Raw genomic sequence first — 19,529 nt, 5'->3', positions numbered from 1 at the left:
GCGTGTTTACTGGTTGAACGCTGCGCCTGTGAGTCCATCGCGAGCAAGCTCGCTCCTACAGTGGCCCAGTTCCGTTTTCTGCTTGCGCGGCGCCCCTGATGGCTGACTGCTTCCACCTGTAGGAGCGAGCTTGCTCGCGATGGTCGTTAACAATAACGCGTGTTTACTGGCTAAACGCTGCGCTCTTGAGTCCATCGCGAGCGAGCTCGCTCCTACAGTGACCCGGTTTTGTTTGCTGCTTGCGCGGCGGTCCTGATGGCTGACTGCGACCACTTGTAGGAGCGAGCTTGCTCGCGATGGTCGTTAACGATTACGCGTGTTTACTGGTTAAACGCTGCGCCTATGAGTCCATCGCGAGCAAGCTCGCTCCTACAGTGGCCCGGTTCCGTTTTCTGCTTGCGCAGCGGCCCTGAGTTGCTCGGTATCGACGCGGACAAACGTGGAGTCCCCGACAGCGGTCAGGACATCCCCGGCGAAGACCTCGCAAATAACCCGACTTTTGCGCCCGACCTCGCCTTCGACTTTTGCACGCAGTGTCAGGGGGACACCCATCGGGGTGGGCTTGATGTACTTGATGCCCAGGTTACCGGTGACGCAGGTGATGTGGGGCAAGCTGCCCACCTCGCGCTGTTCTGCCCGGTAGTGATATGCCATCGCTGCCCAGTTGGAGTGGCAATCGACCAGCATCGCGATCAAACCGCCGTAAACCAGACCCGGCCAGCCGCAGTACTTGTCATCCGGCATGTGCTGCGCCATGACATGCACCCCGTCTTCATGCCAGAAGCTCTTGATGTGCAGCCCGTGCGGGTTTTGGCTGCCGCAGCCATAACAAACGCCTTCAGGCGCGGCGATGTCTTGAAGCGAAATGTCCTGCGTGGTCATACCGTGTCCATCCTTAATACCGGGTGGTTCAAAACGGACCGGGTCGCCCTGGTCCGCACCGTCTGATCAATACTGGCAGAAGCGAATCCGGTTGCCGAACGGGTCGTAGACTTGCAGCTCCTTGCCCCAGCCCTGCTGAACAATATCCGGGCGTCCGTATCCGTAGCGCTTGCCCTGCAATTCGTCCCTGAGCAGTTCGATGTTGTGCATGGGCACGAACACCGTCGAGCCCGGGCTGGCATCGCCGTGGTGCTCGGAAAGATGCAGTTGCAGCCCGTCGCGACTGATGCCCAGGTACAGCGGCAAATCCGCCTCGAAACGATGCTCGAACTCGACGCTAAAGCCCAGGAAATCCAGATAGAACTCACGCGCCTTGGCTTCGTCGAACATCCGCAAGATTGGAATGGGTTTGTCGAACGTTGCAGCAGGCGTGGACGGGGTGCTTGCCTGGGCAAGCATCGCTGACGCGGTGTTCCAGTCCTTGTAGCCCAGTTGCTGGGCGACCAGTTCCAGTGCAGTGGAATGGGTCACCACTTGATTGCGTTCCTCCAGCGAGGCGCGCAACTGCCTGGCCATTTGCTTGGCTTGCTCGATTGAAAACATGACTGCTCCTGTAGCCGAGATGCTTTGGTGCTCGCGTTGCCAAACCTCGACCGTCAAGAGAGGCGACAGGGTTTGTAGAAGGAGGAGACGCTTTCACCTTTCCCAACGGGAGCGAGCGGCGGGCAGCATCGGGCCGAGGTCGATAATACATAGCCGATACGGAATGCGGAAGATGGCTCGGCAGAACCCTGTCCGAGGCCTGAGGACTACTCCTTTAGACGTGAAAGTTGCTGAACCACAAATGCCCCGACGGTCACCGCGCTGGCTGCCCATGCGCAAGCCACCTGCCAATATCTGAAAGGACCGAGCACATCTCCCATCAGGAAACCGGTCGAAAGCAGAAACAGAAACAACGCAATGGCTGCCAGGACGACGCGTGGAATCGCCATCAACCACCGCCACCAGGCCCCGGGTTCAAAACGCCGCGCCACCCATCGAGTCAACGTTGTCAGCCCAGCCAGCAACGGCGCGGCAATCACCAGCAGGAGTGGAATGATAAAGAGCGCCAGCGTGGGCTCGACTTCTCCACCGTCCTCACCGGGTGTGTAGAAGTTTTCTGTCCAGATTTCCCTGCACAGGGCGGAGGTCAGGAAAATGACGGCCACAGGGGCGATAGGGAATATCAGGCAACTGATGAGGTTTTTTTTAAGTTCCATCAATGAGTCGTCCTTGGTTTTTTTTCAGAAGGCCGATGGGCTTGATTCTGCGTGGTCCGCTACCGCGTCCATTAGACTTTGATTCGAGAAGAGCTCGCATATCAACCATTACCTGATCATGCGGGACGTTCGGGTACGGGCTTTTAAGCGAAGCCTGCACCTTGGAGCGGAACCAGCAGTCATAGCTGGCGGCATGTTCGTCAGTTTCGAACTTTGGGGTGGTGGTGGAAAGCTCGGTGCTCACATTGACCTCCGGGATCGCTGTCGTCGCTGGCAAGGTGGTCTGTCATTTGCCGGTCCAGCTGTTCATTGCGCGATAGATCGTAAACACCAGACTTCCGACGGCCAACCGCAAACTTTCGTAGGATTCTTCCGGCCGATTCCGAAGTTTTCAACGCTCTCTGACAAGGCAAAACAGCGGGTTAAATGCCACTCGACAGTGTTTGTTTAATCGGCCTACAGGTTACTTCGTGAAAGCCACAACGCCTTGCGTCGTTGCCTACAGGTACGCCAGAATCCGCCGGCTTGTGCGCCTTGGGGGTCATCGGTAACTTGATTCGGGTCACTGATTGTCAGTGATCGGGTTTAGTAGCCCGCACTCCCCACTCTCGGTTGCATAAGCGTCATTTAGTCAGGCTCGCCTGCACTCAATGGTGGCTGTGCGCATGGCGTCCTCGGACGCGCCGGATTTGGTGGGTTCTCCGGTCTACTAACTTGCGCACAGCCGCCACCCTTTCGTTTAGTAGCGAAATGGTCGTGGCCCCATTAGGAAATCCACCTATGTTCAAAGTAACTCCGAATCCGCCGGACTCCGACCCGGCCTCCCCGCACGAAAGCCTCGATCACCACCTCAACCCGGGCCCCAACATCATGGCCACCCCGCGCACACCCAGCACGATGTTCATCGTCAATCCCGAACTCAGTACCGAAACCCTGCTGGTGCATGCCTGTGAGTCGCTGGCGTCGGCCAATGTCATGGCCAACGATCTGGTGGATCATCTGGAAGGGACAAGCCGCAATGCGCTGTTGGGGATTGCGCAGGTGATCATGTTGGGGGAACTGGCGGTGAATCGGGCGCTGGATCGGCTTGATCCGCCTTAGTTATCTGAGTCAGCGCAAAACAAACTGTAGGAGCGAGCCTGCTCGCGATGGCGGTGTGTCAGACACATCGATGTTGAATGTGCTGCCGCTATCGCGAGCAGGCTCGCTCCTACAGGGGGGATTGCGTCGCTGATCACTACGCCATGCGTCAGGCCAAACTCTCGCTGATCTGCGCCGCCAGTTGCCCCAGCATCCCCGGCACTTCCTGGACCATCTCGCCCATGCGCGCAAAGTCGTGGGTCATGCCGGCCTTGACCTCCAGCACCAGGGGTTGCCCCGCAGTACGCAGTTTCTCGGCCCAGGCCAAGCCTTCATCGAGCAACGGGTCGTATTCGGCCAACCACAACACCGTCGGCGTCAGCCGTTGCACGCACTCGGCGTACAACGGTGAAAAACGCCAGTCGGCACGATCCGCTTCACTGCGTTGGTATTGCTGGTAGAACCATTCCAGCGTGGTGGCTTCCAGCAGATAGCCTTCGGCGAATCGCTCGAGGGACGGGCGTTTTTTTACCGCGTCGATCACCGGGTACAGCAGCACTTGCAGACGAGGCACAAGCGGCCATCCCAACGGGTCCTGGGCGATGGCGATGCACAGCGAGGCCACCAGGCTGCCGCCGACGCTGTCCCCCGCCAGCGCAATGCGCCTGGCGTCCAGCCCCAGCGCCTTGGCTCCGGTGATGGCCAGCCAACGCGTGATGTCTTCGGCATCGTTGTAAGCGGCGGGGAAACGGTGTTCCGGCGCCAGGCGATAGTCCGCCGACAACACGGCAAACTCCCCCGCCAGCGCCAGGCGCCGGCACAGGGTGTCGTGGGAATCGAGGCTGCCCACCACGTAACCGCCGCCATGGAAGTACAGCAACACCGGGCGCGGCTCGCCGTCCGATTGCGGTTTGGCGTACAGCCGCGCATTGAGCAAATGCCCATCCCGTGCAGCAATGCTGACCTCCGTCACCGTCAACGCCCCCGTTGGCGCCGCATCGAGCAACTGCGAAGTCTGTTCGAATTGCTGCCGCGCTTCGCTAGGGTTCAGCTCATGCATGGGTTGGCTTTTGCCGCTGAGGCGGCCGAACTCGGCCAGCTCTAGAAACCCTTCGATGTCCGGGTGCAGTGCCATGGGCGGTAGTCTCCAAAAATAAAAAGCTCGCCCAGTAAACGAACCGTGAGGACCGTTCATTAGGGCGTCATCCTGTTCAATGAAGAATCTCCCAGGCCGAACAAGAAACCTGTGGCGAGGGGGCTTGCCCCCGTTGGGTCGCGAAGCGGCCCCAGAACCAGCGTTTGAGATTAGTCAGACATACCGCGTTGTTCGGGTTTGCGACTGCTTCGCAGCCGAACGGGGGCAAGCCCCCTCGCCACTGGTAAGTGGGCCTGACCACGAATGAACGGTTTAGACCAGCGGCACCACCTCCCGGCCAAGCGCCGCCACCACGGCGTCCAGACACTCCTCCTGCTGCAGGATATCGAAGTGGCCGGCCGTTACCGTTTGCACCTTGCGCAGCCGTGGTTGCTGACGCTCCAGGGTCGCGCGTTCGGCCGTCGGGTTGCCATCGGCCCACCAGCAATGCAGCTCGGCCTGCGGAATCGGCAAGGTCTCGACCTGCCGCGACAGCGCCTTCAACCGCGTGCTGACCATGAACGTCTGGGCCAACTCATCAGCACCGAGCAGCGCGTACCCGCTGGCCTGATCGCTTTCGCTGTCGATCACCGCACGAATGATCCGCGCCACTGCCTCGTGGTCCCCCGTCGACTCGGTACTCAACACCCGGGCAATCACCTCGCCATCCATGCCCAAGGTTGCACCGAGGAACTCGGCCAGATCCGTGCGCCACTCATCCGGGCTGGCGACGGCATTGACCCGGGTTGGCACAAAGCTGTCCACCAGGCCGACAAACGCCACTCGCTGGCCCTGCTGTTCGAACAAGTCACTCACCATCAACGCCAACGCCCCGCCCAGCGACCAGCCCAGCACGTGGTACGGCCCCAGGGGTTGCCGGGCGCGGATAGCCTCTACGTAATCTTGGGCCATCTGCGAAAGCGAGCTGTCGTGCCACTGCCGGTCGAGCAGCATCCGGCATTGCACGCCGTACACCGTGCGCTCGCCATCCAGGCGTCGGGCCAACGGCTCGTAGTCGAACACCGTGCCGAAACCGGCGTGCAGGCAGAACAGCGGCGGCTGATCATTCACCACCTGATTAAGCAGCAACAGCGGTTGCGGACTGTGTCGCAGCGGCTGTTCATCGACACCGGACAACCCGGCAATCGTCGGCTTGGCCATCATGTCCCGCAGTTTCAGCTGGAAGCCCGGCTCATTCAGCGCGCGCACTTTCGAGATCACCTTGAGGGTACGCAGCGAATCGCCACCCAACTCGAAGAAGTTGTCGGTAATGCCGACCTTCTCGATGCCCAGCACCTGCTGCCAGATGTCTGCCAGTGCCCATTCCAGCGGCGTGCGCGGCGCCACGTAGTCACGGCCGGTGAAGGCCGGGTCCGGCAAGGCCTTGCGATCGAGCTTGCCGTTAGGGGTCAACGGGAAGCGCGGCAGCACCACGACCTGGGTCGGCACCATATAGTCGGGCAAGCTCTCGCGCAATGCCGCCTGGCAACGCGGGCCGAGGCCATCATCTTGCGCCGCTACCACATAGCCCACCAGTTGCGGCCCCTGACCGTTGTCACGCACCACCACCAGCGCATCGTTGACCCCGGCCTGCTCCCGCAGGCGGGCTTCGATTTCACCCAGTTCGATGCGGAAGCCGCGCACCTTGACCTGGTGATCGATACGCCCGACGTAATCGAACACGCCATCCTCGCGACGGCGCACCAGGTCGCCGGTGCGGTACAGGCGCCCGCCTTCGGTGCTGAACGGATCGGCAACGAAGCGCTCGGCGCTCTGCCACGGGTGACGATGGTAGCCACGCGCGACACCCCGTCCGCCGATGTACAGCTCGCCGACCATGCCCACCGGCAGCGGGTTGAGGTCCATGTCCAGCACGTGCAGGGTGCGGCTGCCGACGCGTTGGCCAATCGGCGCATACATCGCCTGGCAGTGGCCGTCGGCGGCGATTTTCCACAGCAGCGGCGTGACCACGGTTTCCGTCGGCCCATAGCCGTTGACCAGGAACTGCGGCTTGAGTGTGTGCTTGACCCGCTCGAACGTGGCGTCCGGCACCGCGTCGCCACCGAAGCAATAGATGCGCACCGGCGGCGGGTTGCCGCCCTGCAATTCGGCGTGTTCGGCCAGTTGCAGCAGATAGGCCGGCGGGAAGCAGGCGACGCTGATGCGCTGGCGGTGCAGTACCGCCAGGGTCTGCTCGGCGGTCCACAGATTGTTGTCGCGGATCACCAGGGTCGAGCCGCTGATCAGCGCGGTGATCCAGCGTTCATGGGCGCCGTCGAAGGCGAACGACATGAAATGCAGCTCGCGATTGTCCGGGTCCATCTCGTACAGTTCGGCGATGGCTTGCACGTGCATGCTCAAAGGCCCGTGGGCGACGGCGACGCTTTTCGGCTTGCCGGTGGAGCCCGAGGTGTAGATCAGGTAGGCCAGTTGCTCGGCGTGCACGGAACTCGATGGCACCGCCACATCGACGTCGAGGTTCAAGCGATCCACTGCGACCATCGCCGTGCCCGGATTGAGTTGCGCGCTATCGCACAGACGCTCCTGGGTCAGCAGCAAGCGCATGTCGCTGTCGGCCATCATGTAGCGCAGGCGTTCCTGCGGGTATTGCGGGTCCAGCGGCACGTAGGCCGCACCGCACTTCATCACCGCCAGCAGCGACACCACCAGCTCCAGCGAGCGCTCCATGAACACACCGATCACGTCTTCGGCCTGCACGCCTTGCTCCAGCAGATGCACTGCCAGGGCATCGGAGCGACGGTCCAGCTCGGCATAACTCAACTGCTCGGCGTCGCGATCGGCATAGCTGAGCACCAGCGCCGTGTGATCCGGTTGCAGTCGCGCACGCTGACGGATCAGTTCGTGCACGGGCGTCTCGTCCCCCTCGGCCACCACCGGCAGTTCGCCGTCCAGCGCCCGCCCTTCGTCCAGGGTCAGCAGGCCCAGCTCACCGACGGCGCGCCCGGCGTCGTCGCACAAGCGCTGCATCAGGCTTTCCATGTGGCTGCGCAGGATTTCCACGGTGGCCAGATCGAACTGATCGCGCTGGTGCATGTACTCGATGCGCAGCCCCTCGTCGAGGCTGACCATCAGGTCCATGGCGAAGCTGGTCAGGCCGAAATCGGAAACGTCCTCGAAGCGCAGGGAATCGCCGTTCCACTCGCGAAGGGTACGGTCCACCGGCTGGTTTTCGAACACGATGATGCTGTCGAACAACGACTGCCCGCTCTGCCCAGCCCAGCGCTGAATATCACTGAGCGGGGTTTGCTGGAAGTCGCGGATGTCGAGGTTGCAGGCCTGGATCTCCCGCAGCCAGTCGCCGACGCTGGCTTCGGTCGGCACCGTGTTGACCACCGGCAAGGTGTTGATGAACAGCCCGAGCATGTTCTCCGAGCCGTTGAGTGTTTCCGGGCGCCCGGACACCGTGGCGCCGAAGGTCACCGTGCGCTGGCCGGTGTAGCGCTGCAACAGCAGCAACCACGCGGCTTGCACCAGGGTGTTGAGGGTCACTTGCTGTTGCTGGGCAAAGGCCTGCAAACCCGCGGTCTGCCCGGCGCTCAGGTGCGTATAGATCGCGTGATAACCGGTTTGCGGCGCCTTGACCGGCAGTGCGCGGGCCAGGTGCGTGGCGCCTTCGAGGTTACTGAGTTTTTCTTTCCAGAACGCTTCGCTGGCCTCGGCGACTTGCTGGCCGAGCCAGTCGATGTAGTCGCGATAGGCGGCCACCGGCTCGTGCTCCTCGCCGCTGTAATGGCGCAGCACTTCACCGATCAGGCGCGACACGCTCCAGCCATCCATGAGGATGTGGTGGTAGGTCCAGATCAGGCGATAGCGGTCGTCTTCCAGGCGCACCAGCAACAGGCGCAACAGCGGTGCGCGGTTCAACGAGAAGCCGCGTTCGCGCTCCTCGAGGGCCAGTTGGCGGACGCGCTCAGGCTGATCATCGAGCCCGCGCCAGTCCAGTTCGGTCAACAGCGAAGGCGCATCGCGCCGCACCACTTGCAGCGGCTCCTTGTCGCCTTCCCAGAGGAATGCAGTGCGCAGAATTGCGTGACGCCGGGCGGCATCGGCCCAGGCTTCGCGGAAACGCGTACCGTCAACGCCGCGCACGCCTACTTCGATCTGGTTGACGTACAGCCCCGAATCGCCGTCCTGCACCGAGTGGAACAACATGCCTTGCTGCATCGGCGACAGCGGATAGACGTCCTCGACTTCGTCCGCCGTCAATTCCAGCGCTTGATACTGCACGTCACTCAGCTCGATTTTCGCTGCCGGTGCAACCAGCGCCGGCACGGCTTCATCCGCCACGACCGGTTGGGCCACCGTCGCCAGCCCGGCCAGGGTCGGATGGCTGAACACGTCCTTGGGTGAAATGCTCAAACCGGCCTTGCGCGCCCGGCTGACGACCTGGATCGAGACGATGGAGTCGCCGCCCAGTTCGAAGAAGTTGTCGTGCATGCCCACCTGCGGCACTTCGAACAATTCTTGCCACACCGCTTGCAAGGTCGATTCCACGGCACTGCGCGGCGCAACGTATTCGCGCACTTGCAGGTCCGGTTGCGGCAATGCGCGGCGGTCGAGCTTGCCGTTGGGCGTCACCGGCAACTGATCGAGCAGCAGCACGTGGCTCGGCTGCATGTGCTCGGGCAGCGCGTTGCGCAGGTGTTGCTTGAGTGGATCAACGGCAGCATCACCTGTGACGTAAGCCACCAGTTGCTTGGATTTGCCAACGTCGAGGGCGATCACCACGGCCTCGCGCACCGATAGATGCTCCAGCAGGCAGGCTTCGATTTCCCCCAGCTCGATGCGCAAGCCGCGGATCTTCACTTGATGGTCGATGCGCCCGACGTATTCGATCACGCCGTCCTCGCGGTAACGCGCCAGGTCGCCGGTGCGGTACAGGCGCTCGCCCTGCTCACTGAACGGGCTGGTGACAAAGCGTTCGGCGGTCAGCTCCGGGCGGTTGTGATAACCACGGGCCAGGCCGATGCCGCCCAGGTACAGCTCACCAACGCAGCCCGCCACTTGCGGTTGCAGGCTGTCGTCGAGGATGTAGGTCACCAGGTTGGCAATCGGCTGACCGATCGGCACGCTGAAGCCGCCGTCGTCGACACAAGTCCAGTGGGTCACGTCGATGGCCGCTTCGGTCGGGCCGTACAGGTTGTACAGGCCAACGTTGGGCAGCACGCGGAACAGGCTGTGTTGCAAGTCCGCCGACAGGGCTTCGCCGCTGCACATGACCTGCCGCAGGCTGGCGCAACGCTCGAAGCCTTCGCTCTGAACGAACGCCTGCAGCATCGACGGCACGAAATGCAGGGTGCTGACCTGGTACTGCTCGATCAAGCTGACCAGTTGCGCCGGATCGCGATGGGCACCCGGCTCGGCCACGGCCAGGCGTGCGCCGGTCATCAATGGCCAGAAAAACTCCCAGACCGACACGTCGAAACTGAACGGGGTTTTCTGCAATACGGTGTCGCGCCCATCCAGTGGGTACGCGCCCTGCATCCACGCCAAGCGGTTGTACAAGGCCTCATGGTGGTTGGCCGCGCCCTTGGGTTTGCCGGTGGAGCCGGAGGTGTAGATCATGTAGGCCAGCGATTGCAGCTCGACCACACAGGGCAGGTTTTCGTTGCTCAGGCCGTCCAGCAAACCGGCCATGTCATCGAGACAAATCGCCGTGGTGGCGGGCGGAATCGGCAACTGCTCAAGCAAATGACGCTGGGTCAGCAGCAGGTGTACGCCGCTGTCGTCGAACATGTGCTCCAGGCGTTCGCGCGGGTAGTCCGGGTCCAGCGGCACGTAGGCGCCACCGGCCTTCATGATCGCCAGCAGGCCGATCACCAGTTCCAGCGAACGCTCGGCGGCAATGCCCACCAGCACTTCGGCGCCGACGCCCTGGCTGCGCAGGTAGTGCGCCAGCCGGTTGGCCTGTCGATTGAGTTCGCGATAGCCGAGGGTCTGGCCGGCAAACACCAGGGCCGGGGCCTCCGGGGTTTGCAGCACCTGGGCTTCGAAGCACTGGTAAACCGGACGCACATCCGGCCAGGCCTGCGCGGTGCGGTTGAAGCCCTCGATCTGCTGCGCCGTTTGTGCGGCATCGAGCAGGTTCAAGCGCCCCAATGGCTGCTGCGGCTCACTGACCATGGCATCGAGCAATGCCAGCAGACGTGTGCTCAGACCTTCGATAGCCTCTGCACTGAACAGCGCCGTGTCGTAGTTGAAACGCAAATCCAGGCATTCACCCAGCTCGGCGGCGATGGCCAAGGGGAAGCTGGTCTGGTCGTGATTGCTGATGCCGGAGAACTTCAGCGCGCTGGCATTGCCCTCCTCCAGCGCCTGGGCCACCGGGTAGTTTTCGAACACCAGCAGCGTGTCGAACAGCGCCTCGCCAGAGTGACCGGCCCAACGCTGCACATCCGCCAGCGGTGTGTATTCGACTTCGCGCAACTTGAGGTTGAGCGCCTGGACTTCATCGATCCATTGGCTGACCGTGCGCTCGGGGTGCGGTGTGGCGATCACCGGCAAGGTGTTGATGAACAGACCGATCTGCTGCTCGATCCCTTGCAATTCGCTTGGACGCCCCGACACCGTGGCGCCGAACGCCACTGTTTGCTGCCCGGTGTAGCGCTGCAACAGCAACAGCCACGCCGCTTGCAGCAGGGTGTTGGGCGTGACGCGGGCCTGACGGGTAAAGCCGCTCAGGCGCTCGGTGGCCGCGCGGTCCAGGCTCAGGTGCAGGGTGCGATGAGCATCGCCCTGCCCGGCAACCGGCCCCGGCAAGGCGCCGGCCAGTCGCGTCGGTTCGGTGAACGACTGCAATTGCTCCAGCCAGAACGCTTCGCACGCGGCGCGATCCCGGGTGCCCAGCCAAGTCATGTAATCGCGATAACCGCCAACACTCGGCGCCGGCATGATTCCGCAATACCGCTGCAGCACTTCGCCGAACAACTGCGAAGTGCTCCAGCCGTCCAGCAGGATGTGGTGGTTGGTGAAGATCAGGTGATGGCGGTCATCGGCGGTCTGCACCAGGGTCAGGCGCAGCAACGGCGCCAATGTCAGGTCGAAACCGCGCAGACGGTCGTCCTCGGCCAGCCGATCCAGCGCTTCGGTAACCTTGGGTTGATCGCACCAGTCGAGCACGGTCAGCGGCAGCGTGGCGTCGGCCAGGATCACTTGCAGCGGCCGCGAGCCATTGCTCTCGCTGAAGAACGCCGCGCGCAGCACTTCATGGCGCTGCAGCGTCTGCTGCCAGGCATCGCGGAACGCCTCGACGTCGAGCCCCTGCACATCCACGCGCATCTGCGGGACGTAGGCTCCGGCATCCGGGGCGAACAGGCTGTGGAACAACATGCCCTGCTGCATCGGCGACAGCGGCAGGATGTCTTCGATCTGGCTGGCCGCCAGCGGCAAGGCATCCAGCTGCGCCTGATCGACGCGCACCAGTGGCACGTCGCTCGGGGTCAACCCGCCGGCACCGCTCAGGCAATGTTCGATCAGCTGTTGCAGCTCCAGGGCATAGGCATCGGCCAGACGCTGCACGGTCTGCGGGTTGAACACGTCACCGCTGAAGGTCCAGCTCAGGCGCAGTTGCCCGGCATACACCTGACCGTTGATGCTCAGGCCCCGGTCCAGTTCAGCCGATGCGCCCTGCTCGGCGCCACCGCTTTCCCGGGCCGGGCGCCACGGCGCCTGCTCGTCGAAGCTGGCATCGAACTGGCCCATGTAGTTGAAGGTGACCTGCGGTGACGGCAGATCCTCAAGACCGGCGTCGGCCAGATAACGCAGGATGCCGAAACCGATGCCCTTGTCAGGCACAGCGCGCAGCTGTTCCTTGACCGCTTTGATGCTTGCAGCCAGATCGCCCGCCGGGGTGAGTTTCACCGGGAAGATCGAGGTGAACCAGCCCAGGGTGCGGGTCAGGTCGATGTCGTCGAACAGGTCTTCGCGGCCATGGCCTTCCAGTTTCACCAGCGTCGAAGTTTGACCGGTCCAGTTGCCCAGCACCCGCGCCAGTGCCGTCAGCAACAGGTCGTTGACCTGGGTGCGGTAAGCCGCCGGGGCGTCCTGCAGCAGTTGCCGGGTCAATGTGCTGTCGAGCAGCGTTTCCACGCTCACGGCATGCTGGCTGGCCAGGCTGCCTTGGGGGTTGTCGGCGGGCAGTTGCACCTGCACGTCGCGGTACTGCTCTTGCCAGTAACTGGCTTGGCTGGCCAATGCAGCACTTTGCGCATGAGTTTGCAGGCGAGCGGCCCAGGCCTGGTAGGCGCTGGTTTTCGCTGGCAGACGCAGGGGTTGAGCTTGCTGCGCTTGTTGATACGCGGTTTGCAAATCTTCCAGCAGCAATCGCCAGGACACGCCGTCCATCGCCAGGTGATGCACCACCAGCAGCAGGCGCTGACCCGCCGCGCCCATGTCCACCAGCAAGGCGCGCAACAGCGGGCCGTCCTGCAGATTCAGGCTGGCTTGCGCGGCGTTGCACAGTTCCAGCAATTCATCGGTATTGGCAGCCTGGCGCTGCCACAGCACCTCGGCACGGTTCCACTGCTCGGCCTGGGCCTGTTGCCAGACGCCGTCAACCTGACGCAACCGCAGACGCAACGCGTCGTGATGTTCTACCAGCGCGGCCAAGGCCTGTTGCAGGCTGTCGCTGTCCAGCGGCTCGCGCAGTTCCAGCAGCAGCGATTGGTTCCAGTGGTGACGGGCCTCGATGTCTTGCTCGAAGAACCAGTGCTGGATCGGCGTCAGCAGCACCTCGCCACGCACCGGCCCCTGGTCGATGACCAACCCGGCGCTGCGTACCGCGACCTTCGCCAGGCTCTGCACGGTCTGGTGCTGGAACAGGTCCCGCGGGGTGATGCGAATCCCGACCTGTCGCGCGCGGCTGACCACCTGGATCGAGATGATCGAGTCGCCGCCCAGTTCGAAGAAGTTGTCGTCGATGCCCACGCGCTCAAGTTTGAGCACGTCTTGCCAGATCGCCGCCAACTCGGTTTGCAGCTCATCCATCGGCGCCGTGTATGCCTGCTGCGCCAGCGTTGCGTCGGGCTTGGGCAATGCAGCGCGATCAAGCTTGCCGTTACTGGTCAGCGGCCATTGGTCGAGTTTGATCAGATGCGCCGGCACCATGTAGTCCGGCAAACCGGCCTGCAAATGTTCACGCAGGGAGTGGCGCAAATCACTGTCGTCGCCGCTCGCGGTGAACCACGCGACCAATTGCGGGCTGCCATTGACCTGCGGTGCCAGGACCAGCGCCTGCTCGATGGCCGGATGGCTTTGCAGACGATCCTGGATTTCCCCCAGTTCGATGCGGAAACCACGGATCTTCACCTGATGGTCGATACGCCCGGCGTACTCGATGCTGCCATCGGCGCAATAACGCGCCAGATCGCCAGTGCGATACAGGCGCGCGCCCGACTCGGCGGCGAACAGGTCCGGGACGAACCGCGTGGCGGTCAGATCGGGCCGCTGGTGATAACCGCGGGCAAGGCCGGCACCGCCGACGTACAACTCACCGACGCAGCCCTTGGCCACCGGGTTCAGGCGCGGGTCGAGCACGTACCAGCGCAGATCGCCGATCGGCTCCCCCAGCGGCGAGCTATTGGCACCATCGAGGTCGGCGCGGGACAGCGGCCGGTAGGTTACATGCACGGTGGTTTCGGTGATGCCGTACATATTGATCAGCAACGGCTGCCGGTCGTCGAAGGCGTCATACCACGGACGCAGGCTGGTCACGTCCAGCGCCTCGCCGCCGAACACCACGCAGCGCAGGGCCATGTCTGGCGCGTTGGCGCAGGCGAATGGCATCAACTGGCGGAAGGCCGAAGGGGTCTGGTTGAGTACCGTGACTCCCTCATCACTGAGCAAGCGGGCGAAGTCTTCCGGGGAGCGGCTGACCGCGTGGGGCACCACCACCAGCTTGCCGCCGTAGAACAACGCGCCAAAGATTTCCCACACGGAAAAGTCGAAGGCATAGGAGTGGAACAGGCTCCACACATCCTGCGCATTGAAACCGAACCAGTGCTCGGTGGCGCTGAACAGCCGCGTCAGGTTGCTGTGGGGCAGCAGCGTGCCTTTGGGTTTGCCGGTGGAACCGGAGGTGTAGATGACGTAGGCCAGGTTCGCTGGAGCGGTCAGGTTCGGCAGGTTGTCGGCACTGGCCTCCAACAGCCAGTCGCTGGCGTGATCGAGGCAGATCACTTCAATGCCTTCGTTCAACGGCAGGTGCGGCAACAGCGCGGAATCGGTCAGTAACAGGCGCGTGCCGCTGTCGGCGAGCATGTAGGCCAGGCGGTCCTGCGGGTATTGCGGGTCCAGCGGCACGTAGGCGCCACCGGCCTTGAGGATCGCCACCAGGCTGACGATCATCTCCAGCGAACGCTCCAGGGCGATGCCCACCAACACATCGGGGCCAACGCCGCGCTCGCGCAGGCAATGGGCGATGCGGTTGGCGCGTCGGTTCAGTTCGGCGTAAGTGAGGGTGACGCCGTCGCAGGTCACGGCGATGTTGTTCGGGTGCGCGGCGGCCTGGGCTTCGATCAGTTGATGGGCGCACAACAGGTTCGCCTGATCGCTGTTCAACCCGGCAGTGCGATTCCAGTCGCGCAAGGTGGCCTGCTGCTCGGAGGCGTCGAGCATGCACAGGTCCGCCAAGGCAACCGTGCTGTCAGTGCAAATCGCCTGCAACAGATTCAGCCAGTGCCGGCCAAGACGCTCGATGGTCGAGACGTCGAACAGCTCGGTGGCATACACGAACGAGGTATGGATGCCCTCGTCGCTTTCGACGGTGTCGAGCATCAGGTCGAACTTGGTGGTTTTCTCATCCCAGATCAGCGGTTCGACGCTCAGCCCCGGCAGGTCCCAGCGTTGCGGGCCGCCACTGTCGCGCTGGTGGTTGAACATCACCTGGAACAGCGGCGTGTGGCTCAGGCTGCGTTCCACGCCCAGGCCATCGACCAGTTGCTCGAAGGGCAAATCCTGATGGGCCTGTGCGCCGAGCGCCGCGGCCTTGATCTCGGCCAGCAATTGCCCAAACGGCTGGTCGGCCCGTGGCTGGCTGCGCAACACCTGGGTATTGACGAAAAAGCCCAGCAGGTTTTCCACGTCCTGGCGGGTGCGGTTGGCAATCGGCACGCCGACACGAATGTCCTGCTCGCCGCTGTAGCGATGCAACAGTGTCTGCAACGCTGCCATCAGCACCATGAACAGGGTGCAGCCTTCGCGGCGGGCGAGCTCACGCAGTTGAGCAGTCAACGCAGTGGGGATTTCCAGCTCGACGCTGGCCCCCTGTTGGCTCGGGATCGCCGGGCGACGACGGTCGGTCGGCAGGTTCAGTGGCGGGTGTTCGCGGCCCAACTGCACGCGCCAGTAATCGAGCTGGCGTTCGGCCTCGCCGGCCTCCAGCCACAGGCGCTGCCAGCGGGCGAAGTCGGCGTACTGAATGCCCAGCTCCGGTAGCTGCGGGGTCTGCCCGGCGCTCAGTTGTGCATAGAGCCGCGTGAACTCCTGCAACAGGATCGGCAGCGAGCCGCCGTCGGTGACAATGTGGTGGAAGGTCAGCACCAGCACATGTTGCTGCGTATCGAGGCGGATCAAGCGGCAGCGCATCAACGGACCGTGCTGCAGGTCGAACGGTTGCTCGGCGTTGAGAGCGATCTGGCGTTGCAGTTCGACCTCGCTGGCCGCCGTGGCCTCGACCAGCGGGGTGTCCATCTGCGGGTGAATCTTTTGCAGCACTTGTTGATCATCGAAGACAAAGGTGGTGCGCAACACTTCATGACGTTGCACCAGCGCGCTCAGGGTTTGCGCCAGCGCCTCAGGGTTGAGTTCGCCGCTCAGGCGGAAGGCACCGGTCAGGTTGTAGGCAGTGGCCTGGGGCTGCATCTGCCAGAGGAACCACAAGCGCTGCTGTGCATAGGACGCCGGCAGCGTGTCGACGGCGCGGTCCCGTGGCGGGATCGGCAGCAGTTCCAGGGTCAGCCCCTGGTCATGCATCTTCTGTTGCAACGCGCGCCGGGCGTCCGCGCTCAAGCCGCAGAAACGCTGGGCCAGGGTCATCATTCTGTCCGGTGCAGCACTCATCGCGCGTGTTCCTCATCCACTTCGTCGAACAACGCTTCAAGAGCGTCTACATCGTTTTCTTTATGTTCACTGTGCTGACGGAACTGCTCGATCTGCGCCGCCAGGCGTTCCAGGGTGTCACCGTCGAAAAACAACTTGAGCGGGATCGCCAGGTTCAGTTCTTCCTGAATCCGCGCACGAATGCGTGTGGCCAGCAGCGAGTGCCCGCCGAGTTCGAAAAAGTTGTCGTGCACGCCGACGCGTTCGACGTGCAGCGCTTCGGCCCAGATCGCCGCCAGGGTTTTTTCCAGGTCGTTGCGCGGCGCCACGAAGACGCTGCGGCGCACATCGAGATCGAGCAAGGCCTGGCGATTGAGTTTGCCGTTGGGCATCAACGGGAAGCGCTCCAGCACCTGCAAGCGCGCCGGTTGCAGGTGCTCGGGCAGTGCCTCGGCCAAGTGGCTGCGCAATTCGTTGAGGCGGATGTCGGCGGTGTCGGCCGGGGACACCACGAAGCCAAGCAATTGCGGGCCGGTCGGGGTTTCCCGGGCAATCACGGCCGCGTCCTCGATGCCCGGCGCGTTGCGCATGGCCGACTCGATTTCGCCCAGCTCAATGCGGAAACCGCGGATTTTCACCTGGTGATCGACCCGCCCCAGATACTCCAGCACGCCATCGGCGCGATAGCGCGCCAGGTCGCCGGTGCGGTACAGGCGCTGGCCCGCCGCCTTCGCGAACAGGTCGGGGACAAAACGCTCGGCCGTCAGCGCGGCCCGTTGCAGATAGCCTCGGGCAATGCCGGCCCCGCCGACATACAACTCGCCTTCGACGCCCACGGCCACCGGTTGCAGGTCCGGGCCGAGCAAATGGATGCGCATACCGGCAATCGGCTGGCCGATGGGGATGCTGTCGTCATCATCGCTGAGGGGCAACTCCCAGGCCGAACACCACACGGTGCCCTCGGTCGGGCCGTATTCGTTGACCAGCGCCACCCCCGGCAATGCCTCGCGATGTCGCTGCAGCAGTGCGTTGCTGCAGGCTTCGCCGGCGACGATCACACAGGCCAGCGCCTGGCGGTCGAGGTGTTCGAGAATCTGTGCGTGGTACGACGGCAAGGTCAGGTAGTGGGAAATCTCTTCGCGCTGGATCAGCGCCGCCAGTTGCGCCGGATCCTTGTAGCTGTCTTCGTCCGGCAGGCACAGGGTCGCGCCCTGCCCCAACGCCCAGAAAACCCCGGCCACCGAGCTGTCGAAGGAGAATGACGAGAGCATCAGGAACCCGCGCAGCGGCTGGCGATAAAAGGCATTGCGCGCCAGGGTCGAGGCCACGGCGTTGGCATGGCTGATCATCACGCCCTTGGGTTTTCCGGTGGAACCGGAGGTGTAGATGACGTAGGCCAGATTGGCGCTGTCGCCTTGTGGCTCAGGCCGGGTTTGCGCGGCGGACCAGACTTCGGCCCCCGGCATCAGGGAAATTATCCGCTCACCGGGCAATGCATCCGGCAGCGTTTGGCAGGCCAGCACATGGCGCGCGCCGGTATCGGCGAGCATGAACGCCAGACGCTCGATCGGGTAGTTCGGGTCCAGCGGCAAGTACGCAGCGCCAGCCTTGAGCGTGCCCAACAGGGCGATGACCATTTCCAGGGAGCGCTGGCCGTAGACCGCAACAACTTCATCCGGTGTCACGCCTTGGCCGCGCAAGGCATTGGCCACCTGATTGGAGCGTGCATCCAGTTCGGCATAGCTCAGGCGCTGACCGTTGACGCTCAGGGCGATGCGTTGCGGATGCAGGTGCGCCTGTTCGCTGAACAGTTCTTGCAGGAAGCGGAACGGCAATGCCTGCTCGGTGGCATTCGGGTTGAAGCCTTCGACCAATCGGGTCAGTTGTGCGTCATCGACCAGATTCGCCTGAGCCAGGGTCATTTCGGGCGAGTCCAGCAATTGGTGACTGAACTCGACAAACTGCTCCAGCCATTCAACCAGCATCGATTCGGGCAGTGCACCGTCAAGGCACGACAACTGCAACTGATCGCCCTGCACACGCAGGCGAAGGACTTCGGGGTTGCCGTCGTCCACCTCGATAGCGCTTTCAATGGCGGCCTGATAGACGAAGCCGTAACGCAGCGGCGCGGTACCTTCGGCGCTCAGTTCGAATTCATTGAGGCAATCGAGCCACGACAGCGACTGTTCGACGCTGGCGGCAAACGCCACCAACGCTTGTGCCAGTGTCTGCTGGCTGCGGTGATCGAAGGCCACCGGCAAACGCCGGGCGAAGCGTCCGAGGGTGGCGATGGTTTGCTCGTTGCGCCCCTCCACCTGCCAGCCCATCAGCAGCTTTTCCTGGTGGCCGATGCGTGCAACGAATGCGGTCCACAGCAAAAGCGCCAATTGCTCTGCCTCAACGCCTGCTCCAGCAGCGGCCCGTTGCACGCCAGCAAGCCATGGGGCGTCAATCAACGTTGCCTGACGACGAACCAGAGTGACTTCGACGGCTTTTTCGAACGGCACGCGATGAGCCACGACGAACTGCGATTGCAGGTTGCGCCAGAACGCCGCGCCCTGGTGGCCGATGTCCTCTTCGCGCAGTTCTTCCTGCCATGCGCTGTAGTCCAGGTATTGCAGCGCGTCCTCGTCGTCGACCAGGGTTTCACCGCGCAACAGGCTGCCAAGTTCACTCGCCAGCACCCGCAGCGATGCCTCGTCGATGCTGCATGCCGGGGCCAGCAGGGTGATGAAAGGCTGCCCTGCCTCGTCTTCAACCTGCGCCACCACCAGCGCCTGATTCGAATCTTCAACCATGACTTCACGGCTGCGGCTCAAGGCATCGGCCACTGAAGGCTGGTTACCCAGAAGGGTGAGCGGCAACCCATCGCACAGGCTCTGCACCGGCCACTTCATGCCCGGCAGACGACGGTACAGCGTGCGCAGGATTTCATGGCGCTGACTGAGTGTTTCCAGTGCCCTGCGCAATACCTGGGCGTCCACTGGCCGGGCGACCGGCAACGTCAGCGCGGCGAACAGCGGTCGTGCGCCCAGCTCCTGGGCACGCAAATAAAAGGCCTGCTGGGCCGAAGTCTGGAATACGTCTACCGATGGTTCGAGGGCGGTGGTGTTCAT

General features: G+C 63.2%; 7 protein-coding genes and 1 pseudogene. 1 reads left to right on the top strand and 7 read right to left on the bottom strand.

The annotated features are described in order from the left end of the window. Positions 1 to 369 precede the first annotated feature (369 nt). The 4 genes and pseudogenes from KGB20_RS00210 to KGB20_RS00195 form a co-directional block, all read right to left on the bottom strand. The gene (locus tag KGB20_RS00210) at positions 370 to 882 is read right to left on the bottom strand and encodes a PaaI family thioesterase (RefSeq protein ID WP_102671086.1); all 513 of its coding nucleotides are present in this window, start codon (positions 880 to 882) and stop codon (positions 370 to 372) included. Between the two features lie 66 nt (positions 883 to 948). Continuing rightward, on the bottom strand, positions 949 to 1,485 hold the full coding sequence (locus KGB20_RS00205; protein WP_223531645.1) for a glyoxalase superfamily protein: 537 nt from the start codon (positions 1,483 to 1,485) through the stop codon (positions 949 to 951). Between the two features lie 206 nt (positions 1,486 to 1,691). After that, a complete protein-coding gene (locus KGB20_RS00200) occupies positions 1,692 to 2,141 on the bottom strand; it encodes a hypothetical protein (RefSeq protein WP_223531643.1) in 450 nt (149 codons plus the stop codon). 55 nt (positions 2,142 to 2,196) lie between these two features. Further along, a pseudogene (locus tag KGB20_RS00195) lies at positions 2,197 to 2,385 on the bottom strand (antitoxin); the annotation flags it as partial. A gap of 536 nt (positions 2,386 to 2,921) precedes the next feature. On the opposite strand from KGB20_RS00195, the gene KGB20_RS00190 reads away from it, so the two are divergent. Further along, positions 2,922 to 3,242, top strand: coding sequence for a DUF6124 family protein (locus tag KGB20_RS00190; protein ID WP_223531642.1), 321 nt, complete (start codon positions 2,922 to 2,924; stop codon positions 3,240 to 3,242). A 148-nt stretch (positions 3,243 to 3,390) separates the two neighbouring features. Here KGB20_RS00190 and KGB20_RS00185 read toward each other — a convergent pair whose 3' ends face one another. The 3 genes from KGB20_RS00185 to KGB20_RS00175 all read right to left on the bottom strand — a co-directional run bounded on the left by KGB20_RS00185 (position 3,391) and on the right by KGB20_RS00175 (position 19,529). Beyond that, positions 3,391 to 4,356, bottom strand: coding sequence for an alpha/beta hydrolase (locus KGB20_RS00185; RefSeq protein WP_223531640.1), 966 nt, complete (start codon positions 4,354 to 4,356; stop codon positions 3,391 to 3,393). A gap of 273 nt (positions 4,357 to 4,629) precedes the next feature. Next, positions 4,630 to 16,434 carry a non-ribosomal peptide synthetase gene (locus KGB20_RS00180; protein WP_223531638.1) on the bottom strand — a complete coding sequence of 3,935 codons (11,805 nt, stop codon included), beginning with the start codon at positions 16,432 to 16,434 and terminating at the stop codon, positions 4,630 to 4,632. Beyond that, on the bottom strand, positions 16,431 to 19,529 hold the full coding sequence (locus tag KGB20_RS00175) for a non-ribosomal peptide synthetase (RefSeq protein WP_223531636.1): 3,099 nt from the start codon (positions 19,527 to 19,529) through the stop codon (positions 16,431 to 16,433). The genes KGB20_RS00180 and KGB20_RS00175 overlap by 4 nt, the downstream gene beginning before the upstream one ends.

Source organism: Pseudomonas sp. BF-R-30 (assembly GCF_019956175.1).
Taxonomy (GTDB): Bacteria; Pseudomonadota; Gammaproteobacteria; order Pseudomonadales; family Pseudomonadaceae; genus Aquipseudomonas; species Aquipseudomonas jessenii.
This window is presented reverse-complemented; position numbering and strand designations above follow the sequence as displayed.

Excerpts from the sequence above, each read along its gene's own strand:
- KGB20_RS00210 (WP_102671086.1), bottom strand. The coding sequence starts at position 882 with ATGACCACGCAGGACATTTCGCTTCAAGACATCGCCGCGCCTGAAGGC.
- KGB20_RS00205 (WP_223531645.1), bottom strand. The coding sequence starts at position 1,485 with ATGTTTTCAATCGAGCAAGCCAAGCAAATGGCCAGGCAGTTGCGCGCC.
- KGB20_RS00200 (WP_223531643.1), bottom strand. The coding sequence starts at position 2,141 with ATGGAACTTAAAAAAAACCTCATCAGTTGCCTGATATTCCCTATCGCC.
- KGB20_RS00180 (WP_223531638.1), bottom strand. The coding sequence starts at position 16,434 with ATGAGTGCTGCACCGGACAGAATGATGACCCTGGCCCAGCGTTTCTGC.
- KGB20_RS00190 (WP_223531642.1), top strand. The coding sequence starts at position 2,922 with ATGTTCAAAGTAACTCCGAATCCGCCGGACTCCGACCCGGCCTCCCCG.
- KGB20_RS00175 (WP_223531636.1), bottom strand. The coding sequence starts at position 19,529 with ATGAACACCACCGCCCTCGAACCATCGGTAGACGTATTCCAGACTTCG.
- KGB20_RS00185 (WP_223531640.1), bottom strand. The coding sequence starts at position 4,356 with ATGGCACTGCACCCGGACATCGAAGGGTTTCTAGAGCTGGCCGAGTTC.